Source organism: Pseudomonas sp. C7.1, assembly GCF_056312395.1.
Map to the genome: position 1 here is coordinate 2,517,981 of NZ_JBWDTL010000003.1, position 18,952 is coordinate 2,536,932.

Here is an 18,952-nt window from a genome sequence, read left to right on the forward strand (position 1 = left end):
CCATGTTCAGTCAGTTGTCCAAACGCCCCTGGTTGATCGCCATCGCCATCAGTCTGCTGCTCGTACTCTGGCTAATCAGCGGCTCGCTGTTCAAGGCTCAGGAAACCGCAACGGCCGATGCGCCGGCGGAAAAACAGGGCTTGACCAAGGTTGAAGTGCAGTGGCTGGAAGCCAGCCCTATGCAGCGCCAGCATGTGGTGCAAGGGCAGGTCGAAGCCTGGCGCCGGGTCGAGTTGCGCTCACAGATCAGCGGCACGGTGACGCGTCTGGATCAGGACAAAGGCAACCCCGTCAAACAAGGCCAACTGCTGCTCAGCCTGTCCACGGACAACCGCCCGGCCCAGGTGGCCAAGGGTGAGGCCGATGTACGCCAGCGCGCCGCCGATGCCAGCGCGGCCGAACGCCTGCGCGAGCGCAACATGGTTTCCGTCAACGAACTGATTCGCCTGCAGAGCGAACTGGCCAAGGCCCGCGCTGAGCTCGACCTGGCGCGCATTCAGCTGAGCAATACGCAGATCAGCGCACCCTTTGCCGGGGTGTATGACCAGCGCATGGTCGAGCTAGGAGACTTCGTCCAGCCAGGGCAAAGCCTGCTGACCCTGGTGGACATCAGCCAGCTCAAGGTCAGCGCGCAGATCGCCCAGCAGGAAGTCACCCAACTGACCCTGGGCCAGAACGTACGCATAGAACTGCTTGATGGCCGCGAGCTGCAGGGCGAGCTGCATTTTATCGCCGCCGCAGCAGACCCTGGCTCACGTAGCTTCCGCATCGAGGTCAAGGTTGATAACCCACAGGCCCTGCGCCTGGCAGGTGCCAGCGCGACCCTACACGTACAGACCGGCGAAGCCCTGGCCCATCGCCTGTCGCCTGCCCTGCTGAGCCTGGATAAAGCCGGCCGGCATGGCGTCAAGTGGGTCAACGAGCAGCAACAGGTGGAGTTCACCCCGGTGCAGCTGATCAGCGTCGACAACCAGGGCGCCTGGGTCAGCGGCCTGCCGCACAAAGTGGCCTTGATTACCCTCGGCCAGGGCTTTGTCGAGCCGGGCCAGCAGGTGATCAGCCAGTTGGCCAAAGGGGGTAGCTGATATGCATGGCCTGATCGCTGCGGCGCTGGATCGCAGCCGCACCAGCCTGTTGTTGTTGCTGTTTCTTATGCTCGGAGGCTTTGCGGCGTATTTCGCCATCCCCAAGGAGTCCAATCCGGATGTCAGCATCCCGATTATCTATGTCTCGGTAACGCTTGAAGGCATAAGCCCGGAAGACGCCGAACGCCTGCTGGTACGGCCACTAGAGCAAGAGCTGCGCAGCCTCGAAGGCGTCAAGGAAATGCGCTCCATGGCCAGCGAAGGCCATGCCTCGGTTACCCTAGAATTCGATGCCGGCTTCAACGCCAAACTGGCCCTCGCCGATGTGCGCGAGAAGGTCGATACCGCCCGCAGCAAGCTGCCGGAAGAGGCCGAGGAGCCTACGGTCAATGAAGTCAACGTGGCGCTGTTTCCGGTGCTGTCGATTGGCCTGTCCGGGCCGATTGCCGAAACCGAGCTGGTGTACATCGCCCGTCGCCTGAAAGAGAACGTCGAAGGCATCGCCGAGGTACTTTCGGTGGAAATCGGCGGCGACCGCGAAGACCTGTTGGAAATCGTCGTCGACCCGCAAGTGCTCGACAGCTACGGCATCGATTACAACGAACTGTTCAACCTGGTCAGCCGCAACAACCGCCTAGTCGCCGCAGGCAGCCTAGACACCGGCGCTGGGCGCATGAGCTTGAAAGTGCCCGGAGTGATCGAAGACCTCGAAGACGTGCTGAGCATGCCGATCAAGGTAGTCGGCAACAGCGTGGTGACCTTCGGCGATGTCGCCACCATTCACCGCACCTTCAAGGACCCAACCGGTTTTGCGCGGATCAATGGCCAGCCGGCGGTGGTGCTGGAGGTGTCCAAGCGCAGCGGCGCCAACATCATCGACACCATCGAGCAGGTCAAGGCGCTGATGGTCAAAGCCCAGCTGCTGCTACCCGAAGGCCTCAAAGTCAGCTACATCATGGATCAGTCGCAGCAGGTGCAGAGCATGCTCAGCGACCTGCTCAACAACGTGATGACCGCCATCGTGCTGGTGCTGATTCTGGTTGTGGCGAGCATGGGCATGCGCTCGGCACTGCTGGTCGGGCTGACCATTCCGGGGGCCTTTCTCACGGGCATTCTGCTGATCTGGATGCTCGGCTTCACCCTGAATATCGTCGTGCTGTTCAGCCTGATTCTGGTTGCCGGCATGCTGGTGGATGGCGCCATCGTGGTGTCTGAGCTGGCCGACCGCTACCTGCACCAAGGGCAGAGCCCGCGCCAGGCTTGGGCCAACGCTGCCACGCGGATGGCCTGGCCAGTGATCGCCTCCACCGCCACCACCCTAGTGGTGTTTCTACCGCTGCTGTTCTGGCCGGGTGTGGTGGGCCAGTTTATGAAATACCTGCCGGCCACGGTGATCGTCTGCCTGCTCGCCTCCCTGGCCATGGCCCTGGTGTTTTTGCCGGTGCTCGGCGCAGTTACCGGTGGCCAGCCGCTGCCACAAGCGACGCAGCCGGGCCGTGGCGCCATCGGTTATCGCCGCCTGCTCGGTACGCTGCTGAAGCGCCCCGGTCTGACACTGCTGGGCATGCTCGCGTTGATCGCACTGATCTACACCGCTTATGGCCGCTTCAATCATGGCGTGGAGTTCTTCCCCGAAGTCGAACCGGAGAACGGGCAAATCTGGCTGCGCGCCCGGGGCGACTTGTCGGTGCAGGAAAAAGATGTGCTGCTGCAACAGGTCGAGAAACGCCTGCTCGGTATGAGTGAGGTCAAGGCGCTGTATGCCCGCTCCCTGGCGCAACCGGACGGCCAGCTCGGTGCGGATGTGATCGGCACCCTGCAGTTTCAGTTCGTCGAATGGCACGAACGGCGTTCGGCCGGCAAGATTCTCGCCGACATGAGCACCCGCACCGCCGACATCCCAGGCATCGTCCTGGAGTTTCGCAAGCAGGAAGAAGGCCCGAGCAGCGGTAAACCGGTGAAACTGCAAGTCAGCTCGCTGGACCCGGCCAAGGCCGATCAATGGGTCGAACAGGTGCGCGCCACGATGCAGCGCCTGGGCGGCTTCAAGGACATCGAAGATGACCGCGCCCTGCCGGGCATCGAATGGCGGGTCAAGGTCGACCGCGAGGCCGCCGCGCGTTTCGGTGCGGATGTGCTCAGCGTGGGCAATGCCGTGCAGATGGTCACCAACGGCCTAAAACTGGCGACTTATCGCCCGGAAGACGCTACCGATGAGGTGGATATCCGCGTACGCCTGCCGGCCAACTGGCGCTCCCTCGACCAGCTAGGCCGGCTGACTCTGAACACCCCGGCCGGGCAGATTCCGCTGAGCAACTTCGTCTCGCTGCAACAGGCGCCCAAGGTCGGCACCTTGCGCCGGGTCGACGGCAACCGCACCATCACTTTGCAAGCCGACTTAGCCGAAGGCGCGCGCCTGGACGAACGCCTGCAAGCCCTGCGTGAGGCCATGGGCGAGGTATCCAGCGATGTGCAGGTGAAGTTTGCCGGTGAAGATGCCGATCAGCGTGAAGCCGCGACCTTCCTCGGCACGGCTTTTCTGGTGGCGATTTTCCTGATGTTTATCATCCTGGTGACTCAGTTCAACAGCATCTATCAGTCGCTGCTGGTGCTCTCGGCCATCGTCCTGTCCACCGCTGGTGTGCTGATGGGTTTGCTGGTCAACGGCCAGTCGTTCGGCATCGTCATGGTCGGGATGGGCCTGATCGCCCTGGCGGGCATCGTGGTGAACAACAACATCATCCTCATCGACACCTACAACCAACTGCGCCGCCAGGGCCTGGAGCCGCGTGAAGCGGCGCTGGAAACCGGCAGTCTGCGCCTGCGCCCGGTACTGCTCACCGCCGTGACCACGGTACTTGGCCTGGTGCCGATGGTGATCGGGGTTAACGTCGACCTGCTCACCCCAAGCCTGGGCTTTGGCGCGCCGTCGACCCAGTGGTGGACCCAGCTGTCCAGCGCGATTGCCGGCGGTCTGAGCTTCGCCACCGTGCTGACCCTGCTGCTGACGCCTTGCCTATTGGTACTCGGCTCGCGCTTCGAGCGGCGCCCACCGCCGCTGGAGACCTTCGACGATGACCTGCTCGACTTGCCGGAACACTTGCTGGCCAGTGCCGGCGGTAAGACCGAGTTGCAACGTACGCCGTAAACCGTTAGCCCAGGTCAGCAATGGCCTGGGCACACCTCCCCTCCCAAACGAAAGCCTGGACTGCCGATTACGACTGGGTAGTCAGACCGCCAGCCCGTACACTCGGCGCACCATTGCCGAGGGCCGACCATGCGCACGCTTTATCAGTTCCCGATTTCCCATTACTGCGAGAAAACCCGCTGGCACCTGGACCACAAGGGCCTCGACTTTCAAGTCGACAACCTTTTTCCCGGCCTGCATAGGCTAAAGAGTAAGCACCTGGCGGACATCGTCACCCTGCCGATTCTCAAGGATGGCGAGCAGGTGATCGGCGACTCCACGCAAATCGCCCTCTATCTGGAACAGCGCTATCCAGAAAACCCGCTGCTGCCTGCCGATGCGGCGCAACGTACCGAGGTACTGGAGCTGGAAGAACAGTTCGACCGCCTCGGTGTACACGTACGCCGTTGGCTGTATGGCCAGATCAAGCAGTGGGACTCGGTGATGCACGCCATGCTCAAGGTCTACCGCCCAATGCTAGGCCTGCGCGACCTGATGAAGCCGGTATTGATCAACGGTGTGCAGCGCCTGTATGGCGTGACTCCACCGCGCGTGGCGAAATCCCAGGCCGAGTTGCTTGAAGGCCTGGCGCTGATCGAGTCGCGCATCCACGGCGATCCGTCACGCTATCTGGTCGGTGAACAACTGACCCTGGCCGACATCAGCGCCGCCGCGCTTTTCGCCCCGCTATTTACTCCAGCCGGCACACCATGGGCAGACATCGCCGGGCATGACGAAAAGACCCAGGCCTTTCTCGATGAGCTGCACGCCCACCCGGCCGGCCAGTGGGTACTGCGCCGCTATGCCGAAGACCGTCAGCGCCGCAGCTGATAAACCTCAGTTGCGCTCGGAACTCAGCAGCATCAACAGCGACACCGGCTGCTCGCTCTCCGGGTGCAACGGCTCCTGCAGCCATTGCAGGCGCGCCAGGGGTGCAGAGTCTGGATCAACAGACGGCCATCTTCTGCCAGTAAGCCATGCAGAGCATTCTGTGTTGCCGCTGATCACTTAACCCACGTTTTGACGCATAAAAAATACTGAAAACTTATGTCTGCCAAGCCCATCCCTGCCGGCCCATAGACCAGCGGCTAAACTGCAGGCAGTGGCCAGCTGAGAGGAACTCAGTGTTCAAGCCTGCTGATGTTATTCAGCAACCTGTCAAACCTATGGATGAGTACATCAGGCTAAATGAATATGGGCGCACCTTGGCAACTCGACATCAGCACCCTGCCAGCCGGCGAGCAACCCAACCGGCGCAAGCGCACCAGTAAGTTGAAGGTCACTTTCTGGCTGCTTGTTCTGCTGCTGTGCATCGCCGCCGGCTTTTTGCTTGTCGAGGAGGCACGCACCTCGCGCTTTCAGGCCCAGGAACTCAGCCGCTACGCGCAAACCCTCAGCTACCGGGTCAAGCCAGGCCCCAGCCCGTCGATCATCTACCCCAAGGAAGGTCCTTTCGATAAGCGCCAGGGCTACACCTACCTGCCCCTAATGCTGGAACGCCTTGGCCAGCGCAATTTTATCGTGCAGCAACAGGCGCAGTTTTCCCCCGCCCTGCTCGACTATGCCCAGCGCGGCCTATTTGTGCCCTACCCGGAAAAGATCCAGAGCGGCCTACGTATCAGTGACTGCAGCGGCACGCCCTTCTATGAATTCCTCTACCCACAGCAGCGCTACCCAAGCTTCAACGCCATCCCGCCGCTGGTAGCTGGCAGCCTGCTGTTTATCGAGAACCGCAAGCTACTCGACCCCGAGCAGCCACTGGCCAACCCCGCAGTGGACTGGCCGCGCTTTGTCATGGCGGCCATCTCCCAGGTCGGCAAACTGCTGGATATGCAGGACCAATCGGCGGGCGGCAGCACCCTGGCCACCCAGCTGGAGAAATACCGCCACTCCCCGGACGGCCTGACCCTATCGGCTACGGAGAAACTGCGGCAGATGCTGTCAGCCAGCGTACGCGCCTACCAGAGCGGCCCGCAGACACTGGCCGCGCGGGAAAATATCGTGCGCGACTACCTCAACAGCGTCCCGCTCTCCGCCGCCCCAGGGCATGGCGAAGTGCATGGTTTGGCCGATGGCCTGCGCATCTGGTTCGGCGCGGACTTTGCCCAGGTCAACCTACTGCTCGACCCCGCACGCTCACCGGATGCCAGCCTGGCCAAGCGCGGTCTGGCCCTGCGCCAGGTACTCGCGCTGATGATTGCCCAGCGCCGCCCGTCCTATTACCTGGCCCAAGGACGCAATGACCTGGCCGAACTGACCGATAGCCATATCCGCCTGCTCGCTGGTGGCGGCCTGATCGACTCAGCGCTGCGCGATGCAGCCCTACAGCAACCGCTCATCTACCGCGACTGGGCCCTAGAGCCCAACCTGCAGATGGTGGACGGCAACAAGGGCATTAGCGTCTCGCGGGCGCGACTGTCAGCCATGCTCAATATGCCGCTGTACGACCTCGACCGTCTCGACCTGAGCGCCACCAGCACACTGAATAACGAGCTGCAGCAAGCCGCCAGCCACTACCTGCAGCAATTGGCCGACCCGGAGTTTGCCGGGCAGATCGGCCTGTTTGGCGAGCGCCTGCTGTCGCCAGAGAAAACCGCCGACGTGCGCTACAGCTTCACCCTGTTCGAACGCACCAGCAACGGCAGCGTGGTGCGGGTGCAGACCGACAGCACCGACCAGCCGTTTGACATCAACGAAGGCAGCAAGCTGGAACTGGGCTCCACTGCCAAGCTCAGGGTGCTGGCCACCTACCTGGAAATTATCGCCGAACTGCACCAGCGCCACGCGGGCCAAAGCGACAGCGAATTACGCGCAGTCAACGCCCAGGACAACCTCACCCGCTGGGCCATTGGCTACCTGCAAAGCACCCCCAACGCCAGCCTACCAGCCATGCTGGATGCGGCGCTGGAACGCAAATACTCCGCCAGCCCAGCCGAGCGCTTCTTCACCGGCGGCGGCATTCACACCTTTGCCAACTTCCGTCGTGAAGATAACCAGCGTATCGCCAGCATGCGTGAAGCCCTACGTGAGTCGCTTAACCTGCCGTTTATCCGCCTGATGCGCGACCTGGTGCGCTACAGCACCTTCCAGGGCCCGAACAACAGCGCCGAACTGCTCAAGGATGATAAGGACCCGCGCCGGCAGGCCTATCTGCAAGACTTCGCCGACCGCGAAGGCACCACCTTCCTGCTGCGCTTCTGGCGCAAGTACCAGGGCCAGCCCGAGCAACTGCGCCTGGATACCTTCCTCAACGGCCTGCGCCTCACCTCGGTACGCCTCGCTGCCGTGCACCGCTATCTAATGCCGCAAGCCGACGAAGCCAGCTTCGCCGCCTTCTTGCGCAAATACCTGCCCCAAGAAAAACTCAGCGATAAGCGTATCAGCGAGCTGTATAAAAACTACGGCCCAGGCACCTACAGCCTGCCGGATCAGGGCTATATCGCTCGCGTCCATCCGCTTGAACTTTGGCTGTTGGGCTACCTGATCGAACAACCGCAGGCCAGCTTCAGTAATGCGGTGGCCGCCAGCCAGGACGAACGCCAGGAAGTCTACGGCTGGCTGTTCCGCAGCCGTCACAAGAGCGCCCGTGACAGCCGTATCCGCATCATGCTGGAGGTAGAAGCCTTCCTCGATATCCATCGGCGCTGGCAAAACCTCGGCTACCCCTTCGCCCATTTGGTGCCGTCGCTGGCTACCGCCATCGGCAGCTCGGGCGACCGCCCGGCGGCGCTGGCCGAGCTCGTCGGGATTATCCAGAACGACGGTATTCGGCAACCCACTGCACGCATCGACAGCCTGCATTTCGCCGCCGATACGCCCTACGAAACCCTGGTGGTACGCGACCATACCGAGGGCAAGCGAGTCATGGCTTCGCAAGTCGCAGCCGCGCTGCGCAGCGCCCTCGCCGATGTAGTTGAAACCGGCACCGCGCGGCGTCTGCTCGGCAGCTTTACCCAGGCTGATGGCCAGCCCCTCAAGGTCGGCGGCAAAACGGGCACAGGCGATAACCGCATCGAAACCGTCGGCGCTGGTGGCCGAGTACTCAGCTCGAGGGCGATGAACCGCACCGCGACCTTTGTCTTCTACCTCGGCCCGCGCCACTACGGCACCCTCACCGCCTTCGTCCCTGGCCGCGCTGCCGAGAGCTTCCGCTTCACATCCGCGCTACCGGTGCAGGTACTCAAAGGCATGGCGCCAATTCTGCTGCCCTACCTTGAGGCGGATACCCGCAGCCAGTGCTTGCCGCCCATACCCTCGGCCCAGGCCAGCACCTTGTAGGTCAGAATCAAAACTACCAACAATAAAAACGGGAGACCAATGGCCTCCCGCTTTTTTGAACCCTGCAACTATTACTTCGCCTTGTAGATGATCCCAGGGCTGCATTGCACCATCTGGTAGTGGTTAGGCAGGCCATTGAGCGCTTCAGATGCCCCCAGAAACAGATAACCGCCCGGTTTCAACATGGCATGAATGCGCGTGAGGATGTCCTTCTTCACGTCGGCCGAGAAGTAGATCAGCACGTTACGGCAGAACACCACATCGAACTTGCCCAGGCTGGAATAACTGTCCAGCAGGTTGAGTGGGCGGAACTCGATGCGGCTACGAATCGCCGGTTTAACCACCCAGCGTCCCGGCCCTTTAGGGTCGAAATATCGCTGCAGGCGCTCCTGGGAAAGGCCACGGCCCATCGCCAGGCTGTCATATTCACCGGATTTGCAGTTGATCAACATGGTCGGTGAAAGGTCGGTGGCAACAATCTGCAAGCCGCCCTTGAGCTGACCGATATTCGTCTTCTCGAACTCGTCGATGGTCATCGACAGCGAATAGGGCTCTTGCCCCGAGGAGCAGGCCGCCGACCAGATGCGCAGACGCTGACCCGGGCTGGCCTTGATCATCTCCGGCAGTACGCGTTTTTTCAGCACCTCGAACGGATAGGTATCGCGAAACCACAGGGTTTCATTGGTGGTCATGGCATCAACCACCTGCTCACGCAAACCACTGCGTGGCTGACTCTGCATGCGCTGCACCAGCTCACCCAGGCTCTTGATGCTGTTCTGCTCCATCAACTTGTTGAGCCTACTGGAAACCAGATACTGCTTGTTGGTGCCAAGCAGAATGCCGCAGGCTTTTTCCAGGAACGTCCGGAACTGCTCGAAATCCAAATTACCTGTAGACACTCGCGAGGCCTCGACAAACATATGATTCACTGAGGGCCAAGCCCTCAGTCCCCTGCCGCAATATTGATGCGTTCAGCCACACGTGCCGCCAGGTCATCCGGGCGAAACTTGGCGAGAAAATCATCCGCACCCACCTTCTTCACCATGGCCTGGTTAAACACGCCTGATAACGAAGTATGCAGGATGATGTGCAGCTTTTGCATGCGTGGATCAGCGCGGATCTCCGCAGTCAGCGTATAGCCATCCATTTCTGGCATTTCGATGTCAGAAATCAACATCAAAAATTCCTCTGCAGGATTTTTGCCTTCTTCAACCATCGCCTTCAGATAATCCAACGCCTGACGCCCGTCGTTCAGCGCCACCACCTCCACACCGACAGTCTCCAGGCAACGGGTTACCTGCTTGCGCGCCACCGAAGAATCGTCGCAGGTCAACACGCGCATGCTCACCGCCCGCGCCTGGGTCTCGGCGCTTAGCACGCCCTCGGAAATCACTTCCGATGTTGGCGCCACCTCGGCCAGAATTTTCTCGACATCGATGATTTCGACCATCTTGTCGTCCAGGTGGGTGACCGCCGTCAGGTAATGATCGCGGCCGGTGCCCTTGGGTGGCGGATGAATCGACTCCCAGTTCATGTTGACGATGCGCTCGACCGATTGCACCAGAAAGCCCTGAACCTTGGTGTTGTATTCAGTGATGATGACAAAACTGTTGTCGATATTGGCCAGTGGCGCACTGCCGGTGGCCATGGACAAATCAAGAATCGGAATAGTACCGCCACGGATATTGGCAACACCGCGAACGACCGGACTGGATTTGGGCATGATGGTGAGTTTGGGGCATTGCAATACCTCTTTCACCTTGAATACGTTGATCCCATACAGCTGATTGCTGTTCAGACGAAACAGCAACAATTCCAAACGATTCTGTCCAACCAACTGAGTTCGCTGGTTAACCGAATCCATCACACCGGCCATACCCAAACTCCTTATTTGAGTAACAGATTGCTGTCAGCGTAGCAGGCGGCACGCGCCTTGCTACCCAACCCACATGAACACTGAAACGACAACTAACCGACACTCACTCGCAAAATGCCGCTACTGGCTGGCAGTTGTACCTGCTTTGCTGGCACTCGGCTATAGCGTCTTGGCATCAGCCAATGCCACGCGGCCTGAACAACTTATCGGCGCTGGCGAAGTTTTTCTTGAGCAAGCGGTGAGCGATTATTTACAGCGTAGCAACATCGCTGGCCGCCATGAGATTCAAATCAACCGGCTTGACCCACGCCTGCGCCTGCCGCTGTGCTCACAACCGTTGATCACGACCCTGGAAAGCCCTGCCGAGCCGATTGGCCGCGTGACCTTGCGCGTGCGCTGCGATAGCGCTGCGCCTTGGACAGTGTTCGTGCCTGGACAAGTGCGCCTGTACCGCGAAGTGGTGATCGCCAGCCGCCCACTCAAACGTGACAATCTGCTGACGGATATGGATGTAGTGCTAGCCGAGCGCGATGTCGGCCTGCTCAACCAAGGCTATCTCACCGCCCTCAAGCAGGCAGTCGGCAAGAAATTGACGCGACCCATGCTGCCCGATCAAGTGCTTGCGCCAATTCATGTACAAATGGCCGAAGCCATACGCAAAGGCGATCAAGTAGTGATCAGCGCCCGCAGCCGCGGTATCAGTGTGCGCATGCTTGGCGAAGCCTTGTCAGATGGCACAATTGGCAAACAAATCAGCGTGCGCAACCAACGCTCCAATCGGGTGATCCGGGCCCGCGTTGTTGGGCCTGGACAGGTTGAAGTAGCAATGTAGGCATGATTCTTGTTTTAGCTTTGTGTATTCAGTGAGCTGACGATTAGCCACACTGTGTTTAGACTGTTACCCGACGCACACTTTTTTGCCCTAAAGTTTTCCAGGGCAATGCCGACAAGCTAGGCAAGCGTCCATACACTGTTCGAGGTTTTGCATCATGGTCATTGACATCAACCGGCTCAACAATGCCGCAACGCCAGCCAATTCGGGGCGGACCGGCAGTGCGCAGGCAGGTGGCCAGAACGAAGCCATCGGCGCTAAACAACCTGGCAACGTGCCCAGCCCCGTCGAGCAGGCGCAACAAGCCGGCAAGAGCGGCGAGTCGGTACAGCTGAGCCGAGAGGCCCAACAGTTGCAGAAAGTCAGCGAAAAGCTGCGCGATCAGCCAACCGTCAATAAAGAACGTGTCGCCCAGCTCAAACAGGCGGTCGAAGACGGCAGCTACAAGGTCGATAGTCAGCGTGTCGCCAGCAAACTGCTTAATTTCGAATCCCAGCGCTAGTCACCGGGCTACGCTGGGGTAATTGGCCGCCCAATAGACACTGCATGCCACGCACTGCAATGTCTGTTACCCCGAAGAGCCCGCAATGCACGACACCAGCCTGCTTGAACTGTTCACCAACGATATCGGCACCGCCGAGCAGTTGCTTGAATTGATCGACACCGAATTCCAGGCCCTCAGCGATCGCGACCTCCCTCGCCTGCAGGACATCCTGACGGAAAAATTGCCGCTGCTTACCCTACTCGACCAGCACGGCAAGGAGCGCAGTCAACTGCTCGCCAGTCTCAAGCTAAGCCCCGACCGCGCCGGCCTACAAGCACTTGCCGCGCAATCTAATCAGGGCGAACTGCTGCTTGAGCGCGGCGACCAACTCAACGCCCTGCTCGAACGCTGCCAGGCGGCTAACCTGCGTAATGGCCGACTGATTCGCTCCAGCCAGGCCTCGGCTAACAGCATGCTCGGCATTCTGCGTGGTAATGAGACGCCCAGCCTCTATGACAGCCGCGGCAGTGCCGCTAGAATCGGCCAGCAGCGCCCGCTCAGCCAGGCCTGAAACCTATAAAAGGCACAGGGGACATACTGTCATATTGCCAGTATGCTAGTGCCATAGCATTTGCTCGGAGAGTTACGGACCGTGTCCAGTCCTTTTAGTCAGGAAGATGGCCCGCAGCCACCCAAGGTGCTCAAAGCACCGGTGGAGATAGTTGCTAACCTGCGCCAACTGCAACAAAACCATGACCCACTGATCATCACCTTCCACGAACGCAACCAACGCTTCCAGAGCTACGTGATCGACGTTGATCGCGACAAGAACGTGCTAATTCTCGATGAGTTTGTGCCTAATGATGGCGAGCGCTATCTGGCCAACGGCGAGGCGTTCAATGTTGAAGCGTTCCATGAAGGTGTGCGCGTGGCCTGGAAATGCGAACAGAACGTGCGCATCACCGAGCATGAAGGCGCGCGCTGCTACTTCAGCCCGATGCCGCTTGAGGTGACCTATCACCAGCGGCGCAGTGCCTTCCGCGCCCCGCTCAAGCAAAGCGAACTGATTAAGGTCGAGCTGGCCGGCGACAAATTGCGCACAGCCATGCCTGGGCATTTGCTGGATATCTCCGCAACTGGCTGCAAACTGCGCTTTCCCGGCAATATCAGCAGCAGCCTGCAAGCCGGCCAGGTATATGAGCGCTTTACTGCACGATTTCCTTTCGGCGCCATGACCACCGCCATTGAGATGCGTCACGTGCAGTACGAAGAGAAAGTCGACACCACCTTTGTCGGCGCACGCTTTCACCGCATAAATGGCCAGGAACAGCGTCTGGTCGAGCGTTTTGTCTATCAGCTGCAGCGCGAAGCACGACGTTTCGAGAGTGACGGGCTGTTCTAGATCAGGATATTCAAGGCCGCCAAGCGCGACAGATCCTCAGGTCGGTCCACGTCCCACAACGCAGGTAGCAGCGCTGGATGCCAACCCAGTTGCTGCAGGCGTTGCAGCGTCATATCGAAGACGCGCTCAGTGCCCCATGGCATATCGCTGAACAATGTCGCCGCCATGCTGCGCAGCCCCAGCAACACGTAACCGCCATCTTCTGCCGGACCGATCACCACAGATTTTTCCTGCAACGCGCTGCAAGCGGCCTGCAGATAGTCGCCGTCGAGCGCCGGGCAATCATTGCCGATCAGAATCACCGCATCACTTTCTGCCAGCCCGAGAGTAGCAATACGGCGCATGCGTTCGCCCAGATCACCCGCGGGTTGCTCGACCAGCGTCCAGTCAAGGCGTTGCGCCAGCTGCTGCAGATCAACATCCGGCAAATCATCCAACCACAGAAAGCGCTCGCTAAAACCATGAGCCGGCAACTGCAGCGCGTGCGCAAGCAGCAACTGCTGCACATCACAGGCACCCTGAGCGCCCAGCGCCGGAATCAGGCGCGTCTTCACACGCCCCACCACAGGTGCGCGCGCAAGCATATGCAATGAGATCGACAGGTTCATAGCAGCGACCCTCGACGGTACTGACGAGCCAATTTGTCCGGGCTGGCGCCACAGTAATAGGCCAGCCGCAGATACCACATGAGCAACACGGTACGCCAGATTCCGCGCTGCTCCCAGCGCCGGCTAGAGGTCGACAATGGAGGACGCAGACAACGCGGCCGTGCCAGCACCTTAAGCCGCTGACACAGCTGCAAATCTTCCATCAGCGGAATCTGCGCGTAACCGCCCAAGGTCTCGAACTGCTGGCGAGCAACAAAAATCCCCTGGTCACCCGAAGCAATACCGCTAAGGCGCGAACGCAGGCTGATCATCGCACCAATCAGTTGCAATGCCAGCCCGGAGCCCGACAGACGCACATCGAAACGCCCCCACAGCGGTCGCTCGCTCAGCACCTCTTGCAAACGTCTAAGTGATGCGGCACTGATCCGCGTATCGGCATGCACAAACCACAGGTAGTCACCACGGGCCACCGCCGCACCGGCATTCATCTGCAGTGCACGGCCCGGGGCCGCTCTCAGCAATTGGTCAACCCGCCCTAGCGCCAGCCCGCAGGTGCCATCGCTGCTGCCGCCATCGACCAGGATCAACTCAGCGCCGGTGGCGCGTAGATCCGCCAGATCATCCAGCAAACCCGGCAACGCCTGGGCCTCATTGCGCACCGGGATCACCACGCTAAGCAGCGGCGTCATTGACGCGGCTCTGACTGGGTGGGCGGCTCAGTTGCAGGCTCGGTATCAGGCTGCTGCACTGCGCTGTTGTCGTGCATCTGATCATGCACCACCTGCTCATCAACACGCGGGTCGAGTGCCGCTGTCAGTGGCGAGCTGGTGGTGCTGTCTGGCATGGGGATGTGGTGCAGCGGCGCGTCGTCGACCTGATGCAGGTGGGTGGCGCGCTCCGGCCGAATACACAGCACCAGAATCAAGGCGCAAGCGCAGACAAAGGCATACAGCATGTTGGCGCCGAGAAAGCGCATCAGCACGCCGGCCAGCAACGGTCCGATACTGGCGCCGACACCAAAGGCTACCAGTAGCATGGCCGTCAGCGACACCCGCCGCTCGGCTTCAACATGATCATTGGCCAGTGCCACCGCCAGCGGGTAAAGGCTGAATTGCAAGGCACACACCGCAAAACCGCCGGCAAACAATACCGGCAAGCTGGCTTGCGGCAGAATCGCCAAGGGCAGTGCAACCAACGCCAGCAACGCGGCGCAACCACGAATCAGCTGCACACGGTCATGCCGATCAGACAACCAGCCCAACGGCCACTGCACCACCAGGCCGGCAATAATGCAGCAGCCCATAAACAGACCGATCTGTTCGGTGGACAAGCCCATACGCGTGCCATACAGCGGTGCCAGACCGTAGAACGAGCCGATCAGCAACCCCGCGACTACGATGGTGGTCAACGCCAATGGCACGCGGTCAATAAAAAAGCGCATTTCCAGCGGCGCCGGATGCAACGGCGCCGGGTGTAGTTTGCGGGTCAAGGCCACCGGCACTAAACACAAGGCAAAGCACAGCGCCACCAGCATCAACAACTCAAGACCGAGCGTCGGATGCACCACCAACACCAACTGACCGAGGATCAGGCCAAGGTAGGAAGCCCCCATATAACCGGCAAACACCTGGCCGCGCTGACTGGTCTCCGCCTGCTCATTGAGCCAACTTTCAATCACCATGTACTGGCACATCATGCCCAGGCCAACCAGCACCCGCAGCAGCAACCAGCTGGGCAGCCAATCGCTTAAGCCATGCCCAAGCACCGCAGCGGTGACCACGCCGGCGCAAGCGACATAGGCGCGTATATGGCCAACCCGGGCAATCAAGCGATGGCCAATCTTGCCGCCCAGCACCAGCCCCAGGTAGTTGGCCGCCATCAGCGCGCCGACCCACAACCCATCGGCTGTTTCCGCCAGCCGCAACGCCAGGTAAGTACTCAACAAGCCCGAGCCCAGCAGCATCAACAGGGTGGCGAAATATAACGAACTAAATGACTTGAGGATCACAGACATGGGGCGGCACATGGTTCCAAAGGACCGCCGAAAGCATGTTCGGCGGTCAGGTTTTAGAGCCTGTTTACGATCTCGCGAGCTAGAGCCCTGCAAGGCAAAAAACAGGCGAGGAAGCGGAGTGTACTGTTGTACATGAGCATTCCGAGCCTGTTTTTAACCCAGCAGGGCCGACGCGCAGCAGACCGTAGACAGGTTCTTAGGCGTGGGCCGCCAATACGCGGCGCTCCCACGGGGTAATTTCGTCAAAGAAGCTAGTGAGCTCCAACGTCTTGCTGGCAATGTAGCCTTCGATGAACTCTTTGCCGAACAGTTCCAGCGCCAACGTACTGCGCTTGAGACGCTCAATCGCGGCATGCATGGTACAGGGTAGCGCCAATTCATCCGGCACTTCGAACTCCCCCTGGATCGGCGCAGTGGGTTGCAGCTGCTGCTCAATCCCATACAGACCTGCCGCAAGGCTGGCCGCCAACGCCAAATAAGGGTTGGCATCGGCACCCGGCAAACGGTTCTCTACCCGCCGCGCCACCGGTGCACTGGCCGGAATACGCAGGCCGGCGGCGCGATTATCCTCCGACCAGCAGGCGTTGTTCGGCGACGCATAAGGATGGCAGAGGCGCTGATAGGAATTCACATGCGGAGCAAACAGCAGAGTGAAGTCGGCCATAGCCGCCTGCTGACCGGCAATAAACTGATAGAACACCGACGTTGCCTGACCATCGGCCGCACTGAAGATATTCTGCCCACTGCCCTGCTCCACCACGCTCTGATGAATATGCATGGAACTGCCCGGCGTATGCGCCAGTGGTTTAGCCATGCACACGACAGTGAGCCCATGCTTGAGCGCGACTTCCTTGAGCAAATGCTTGAACAGAAAGGTCTGATCCGCCAGCAGCAGCGGATCGCCATGCAATAGGTTGATCTCAAACTGGCTAACGCCCATCTCATGCATAAAGGTATCGCGCGGCAAGCCCAGAGCCGCCATGCACTGATAGACCTCATGGAAGAACGGACGCAGCCCGTTGTTGGAACTCACGCTAAAGGCTGAGCCGCCGTCTTCACGTCGGCCATCGAGCCCCAGCGGCGGCTGAAACGGCTGTAGCGGATCGGCATTGCGGGCAAACACAAAAAACTCCAGCTCGGTCGCTACCACCGGCTGCCAACCATGGCTGGCGTAACGTGCAATCACCTGCTTGAGCAAGCCACGGGTGGACAAGCCGGAACTGCGTCCATCCAACTCATCGGCATCGCAGATGGCCAACGCAAGCGGCGTTTCACTCCAGGGCAGCCGATGGATCTGCGTCGGCTCGGCATTCAAGGCCAGGTCACCGTCATCACTGCCGTAATAACACGGCGCCGGATAACCACCCATGATGCATTGCAGCAGCACCCCGCGTGCCAACTGCAAGCGACGCCCTTCCAGAAATCCCTCAGCGGTCATTACCTTGCCGCGCGGCACGCCATTGAGATCGGGCGTCACGCATTCGATTTCATCAACACCACGCAGCAACTCAGCCAGGGCGGTGCGGTCGAGGGTACTCATTTGCTGTTGTCCTTATAGCTGCAAGAGGCCGTAGTCAAACGGCGATTCGTACAAAATACGCACCAGCTGTTCGATATTTCAAGCAAAGCAACACTGACAGTCAGGGGTTACCGCCATTACCAGAAACACATCAAGTAAATAGATATTAATAATCGCGTTAAAACACCTGAAGATCCTTACTCACAACGCCATATAGATAAGATAACCATCTGTTTAATATAGGATTAATACCACTATCGATAGCATCGATGATTACCATGCCCAACCTGCACTTCTTCATCAATTTTTCATGCGTATTATTGGCTCCGTACTCACTACTACCCGCCCTCACGAGGAGCCTGAACATGAAAAAGCAAATCCTTACCGCCGTGATCCTGAGCAGCCTGTCCATCAGTGCCTTTGCCCTGCCACAGAACAACCCACAGCCGCTGCTGGGTGAAATGCAGGACAGCAGCGTAAAAACCCTGATGGGTTTTGGTAGCAACCTGCAAACTGAAGGCGGTGCTGATCGCCTGCAAGAGCGCCTGCGTTTAGCCGAAGACGGGGCCGACCGCACTGGTGCCAACCGCGTCGCCGAAGGTGGTGCTGATCGTCTGCAAGAGCGTCTGCGTGTAGCCGAAGACGGGGCCGACCGCACTGGTGCCAACCGCGTCGCCGAAGGTGGCGCAGAACGCACACCTGGCCTGCGCTTTAGTTAATCACTGTGATATGCAAGACAAAAAGGTGCTCAATTGAGCACCTTTGTTGTTTATTGCGCGGGCGATTCCAACTGCGCCAAGCGCTCCTCAAGCGCGGCAATGCGCGCCTCCAGAGCGTCCAGGCGCTCATCCTGCTGGCCACCCACTGTCGCACGCTGCGGCTCGCTAGCCCTGGCCGCCAATGCCGCCTGCAGGTCCGCTGGATCACCCAGTACATGCATATACCGGTCTTCGCGCTGCCCTGACTGTCGTGGCAGCAGGCAAGCCAACTCACGGCTGATCAAGCGCTCAAGGTGATGTTGCACCTGCTCGACATCATCAAAGTTATGCATGCGGCTGCTGCGCGTCAGCAGCTCGTTGAGGGTCTGTGGACCACGCAGTAGCAACAGACCGAGCAACACCACCTGCGCCGCCACCAGTTCCAGCGCTTTGTCGGCGCGGTGCTCCCAGCGATCCGCACGGCTGCCCATCACCAGGCGCGCCATTTCACGCCCCTCCAGGCTACGCAGGGCCTGGCCAACCTGGCCAGCAGTGAGATTCAACACCGGTTCGCGGCTGGTTTTCTGATTGCAGGCCAGCACCAGCGCGTTCAGCGTCAGGGGGTAGGCCTCCGGGGTGGTCAGCTGCTTTTCAATCAGGCAACCCAGCACCCGCGCCTCGGTGATCGTCAGGGTTTCAAGCGCTGGCGCGCTCGTATCTTCGTTGGACATAACAGCCTCATGACCTCGCAAAGTCTCTAGCCTAGCCCGCCTGACGGCCGGTTAATAGGCATAAGCGCCGCAGCGCGGGGCCTGTACTGCGCCAGCGCGCAACAGCGGGTCACTGTGATAAAGTCGCGCGCTATTTTTCAGCGTGGCCTTGTTCCATCCCCCGCGAAAAACCTCATAACGCGCACTGCAGCCATGCATCCAGCCCCGGCGCCCCGAGCCCGGCAGGCAATAGGAAGAG

At 60.0% G+C, this 18,952-nt stretch carries 16 protein-coding genes; 9 read left to right on the forward strand and 7 right to left on the reverse strand.

Features of this window, described 5'->3' with window-relative positions; all coding sequences use genetic code 11:
• The first annotated feature begins 2 nt into the window (after positions 1–2).
• From AC0T4W_RS15290 to AC0T4W_RS15305, 4 genes are all read left to right on the forward strand, one after another.
• A complete protein-coding gene (locus tag AC0T4W_RS15290; protein WP_476320322.1) occupies positions 3–1,085 on the forward strand; it encodes an efflux RND transporter periplasmic adaptor subunit in 1,083 nt (360 codons plus the stop codon).
• 1 nt (position 1,086) lies between these two features.
• A complete protein-coding gene (locus AC0T4W_RS15295; RefSeq protein ID WP_476320325.1) occupies positions 1,087–4,233 on the forward strand; it encodes an efflux RND transporter permease subunit in 3,147 nt (1,048 codons plus the stop codon).
• Positions 4,234–4,362: 129 nt separating this feature from the next.
• Positions 4,363–5,103, forward strand: a complete 741-nt coding sequence (locus AC0T4W_RS15300) for a glutathione S-transferase family protein (RefSeq protein ID WP_476320328.1) — start codon at positions 4,363–4,365, stop codon at positions 5,101–5,103.
• A gap of 363 nt (positions 5,104–5,466) precedes the next feature.
• The gene (locus AC0T4W_RS15305) at positions 5,467–8,550 is read left to right on the forward strand and encodes a transglycosylase domain-containing protein (RefSeq protein WP_476320330.1); all 3,084 of its coding nucleotides are present in this window, start codon (positions 5,467–5,469) and stop codon (positions 8,548–8,550) included.
• A gap of 71 nt (positions 8,551–8,621) precedes the next feature.
• Here AC0T4W_RS15305 and cheR read toward each other — a convergent pair whose 3' ends face one another.
• Positions 8,622–9,449, reverse strand: a complete 828-nt coding sequence (gene cheR / locus AC0T4W_RS15310) for a protein-glutamate O-methyltransferase CheR (RefSeq protein WP_476320332.1) — start codon at positions 9,447–9,449, stop codon at positions 8,622–8,624.
• Between the two features lie 44 nt (positions 9,450–9,493).
• Positions 9,494–10,426, reverse strand: a complete 933-nt coding sequence (locus AC0T4W_RS15315; protein WP_476320334.1) for a chemotaxis protein CheV — start codon at positions 10,424–10,426, stop codon at positions 9,494–9,496.
• Between the two features lie 73 nt (positions 10,427–10,499).
• On the opposite strand from AC0T4W_RS15315, the gene flgA reads away from it, so the two are divergent.
• The 4 genes from flgA to AC0T4W_RS15335 all read left to right on the forward strand — a co-directional run bounded on the left by flgA (position 10,500) and on the right by AC0T4W_RS15335 (position 13,144).
• Positions 10,500–11,258 carry a flagellar basal body P-ring formation chaperone FlgA gene (gene flgA / locus AC0T4W_RS15320; protein WP_476320337.1) on the forward strand — a complete coding sequence of 253 codons (759 nt, stop codon included), beginning with the start codon at positions 10,500–10,502 and terminating at the stop codon, positions 11,256–11,258.
• Between the two features lie 157 nt (positions 11,259–11,415).
• Positions 11,416–11,760: a flagellar biosynthesis anti-sigma factor FlgM gene (gene flgM / locus AC0T4W_RS15325; protein WP_476320339.1), complete on the forward strand. Its 345-nt coding sequence runs from the start codon at positions 11,416–11,418 to the stop codon at positions 11,758–11,760.
• 85 nt (positions 11,761–11,845) lie between these two features.
• A complete protein-coding gene (locus AC0T4W_RS15330) occupies positions 11,846–12,313 on the forward strand; it encodes a flagella synthesis protein FlgN (protein WP_476320341.1) in 468 nt (155 codons plus the stop codon).
• 81 nt (positions 12,314–12,394) lie between these two features.
• Positions 12,395–13,144: a flagellar brake protein gene (locus AC0T4W_RS15335; protein ID WP_476320343.1), complete on the forward strand. Its 750-nt coding sequence runs from the start codon at positions 12,395–12,397 to the stop codon at positions 13,142–13,144.
• Here the strand turns inward: AC0T4W_RS15335 and AC0T4W_RS15340 are convergent.
• From AC0T4W_RS15340 to AC0T4W_RS15355, 4 genes are all read right to left on the reverse strand, one after another.
• Positions 13,141–13,752, reverse strand: coding sequence for a TIGR04282 family arsenosugar biosynthesis glycosyltransferase (locus AC0T4W_RS15340; protein ID WP_476320346.1), 612 nt, complete (start codon positions 13,750–13,752; stop codon positions 13,141–13,143). The genes AC0T4W_RS15335 and AC0T4W_RS15340 overlap by 4 nt on opposite strands.
• On the reverse strand, positions 13,749–14,441 hold the full coding sequence (locus tag AC0T4W_RS15345; RefSeq protein ID WP_476320348.1) for a TIGR04283 family arsenosugar biosynthesis glycosyltransferase: 693 nt from the start codon (positions 14,439–14,441) through the stop codon (positions 13,749–13,751). The genes AC0T4W_RS15340 and AC0T4W_RS15345 overlap by 4 nt, the downstream gene beginning before the upstream one ends.
• Positions 14,438–15,766: an MFS transporter gene (locus AC0T4W_RS15350; protein WP_476320350.1), complete on the reverse strand. Its 1,329-nt coding sequence runs from the start codon at positions 15,764–15,766 to the stop codon at positions 14,438–14,440. The genes AC0T4W_RS15345 and AC0T4W_RS15350 overlap by 4 nt, the downstream gene beginning before the upstream one ends.
• Positions 15,767–15,962: 196 nt before the next feature.
• A complete protein-coding gene (locus tag AC0T4W_RS15355; RefSeq protein WP_476323705.1) occupies positions 15,963–17,204 on the reverse strand; it encodes a glutamine synthetase family protein in 1,242 nt (413 codons plus the stop codon).
• Between the two features lie 446 nt (positions 17,205–17,650).
• Here AC0T4W_RS15355 and AC0T4W_RS15360 point away from each other — a divergent pair, with 446 nt between their 5' ends.
• Positions 17,651–18,004, forward strand: coding sequence for a phage infection protein (locus AC0T4W_RS15360; RefSeq protein WP_476320352.1), 354 nt, complete (start codon positions 17,651–17,653; stop codon positions 18,002–18,004).
• A 50-nt stretch (positions 18,005–18,054) separates the two neighbouring features.
• On the opposite strand, the gene AC0T4W_RS15365 is transcribed toward AC0T4W_RS15360, so the two are convergent.
• Entirely contained in the window at positions 18,055–18,714 is a 660-nt protein-coding gene (locus AC0T4W_RS15365; RefSeq protein ID WP_476320354.1) for a YceH family protein, read from the reverse strand.
• Positions 18,715–18,952: the final 238 nt, after the last annotated feature.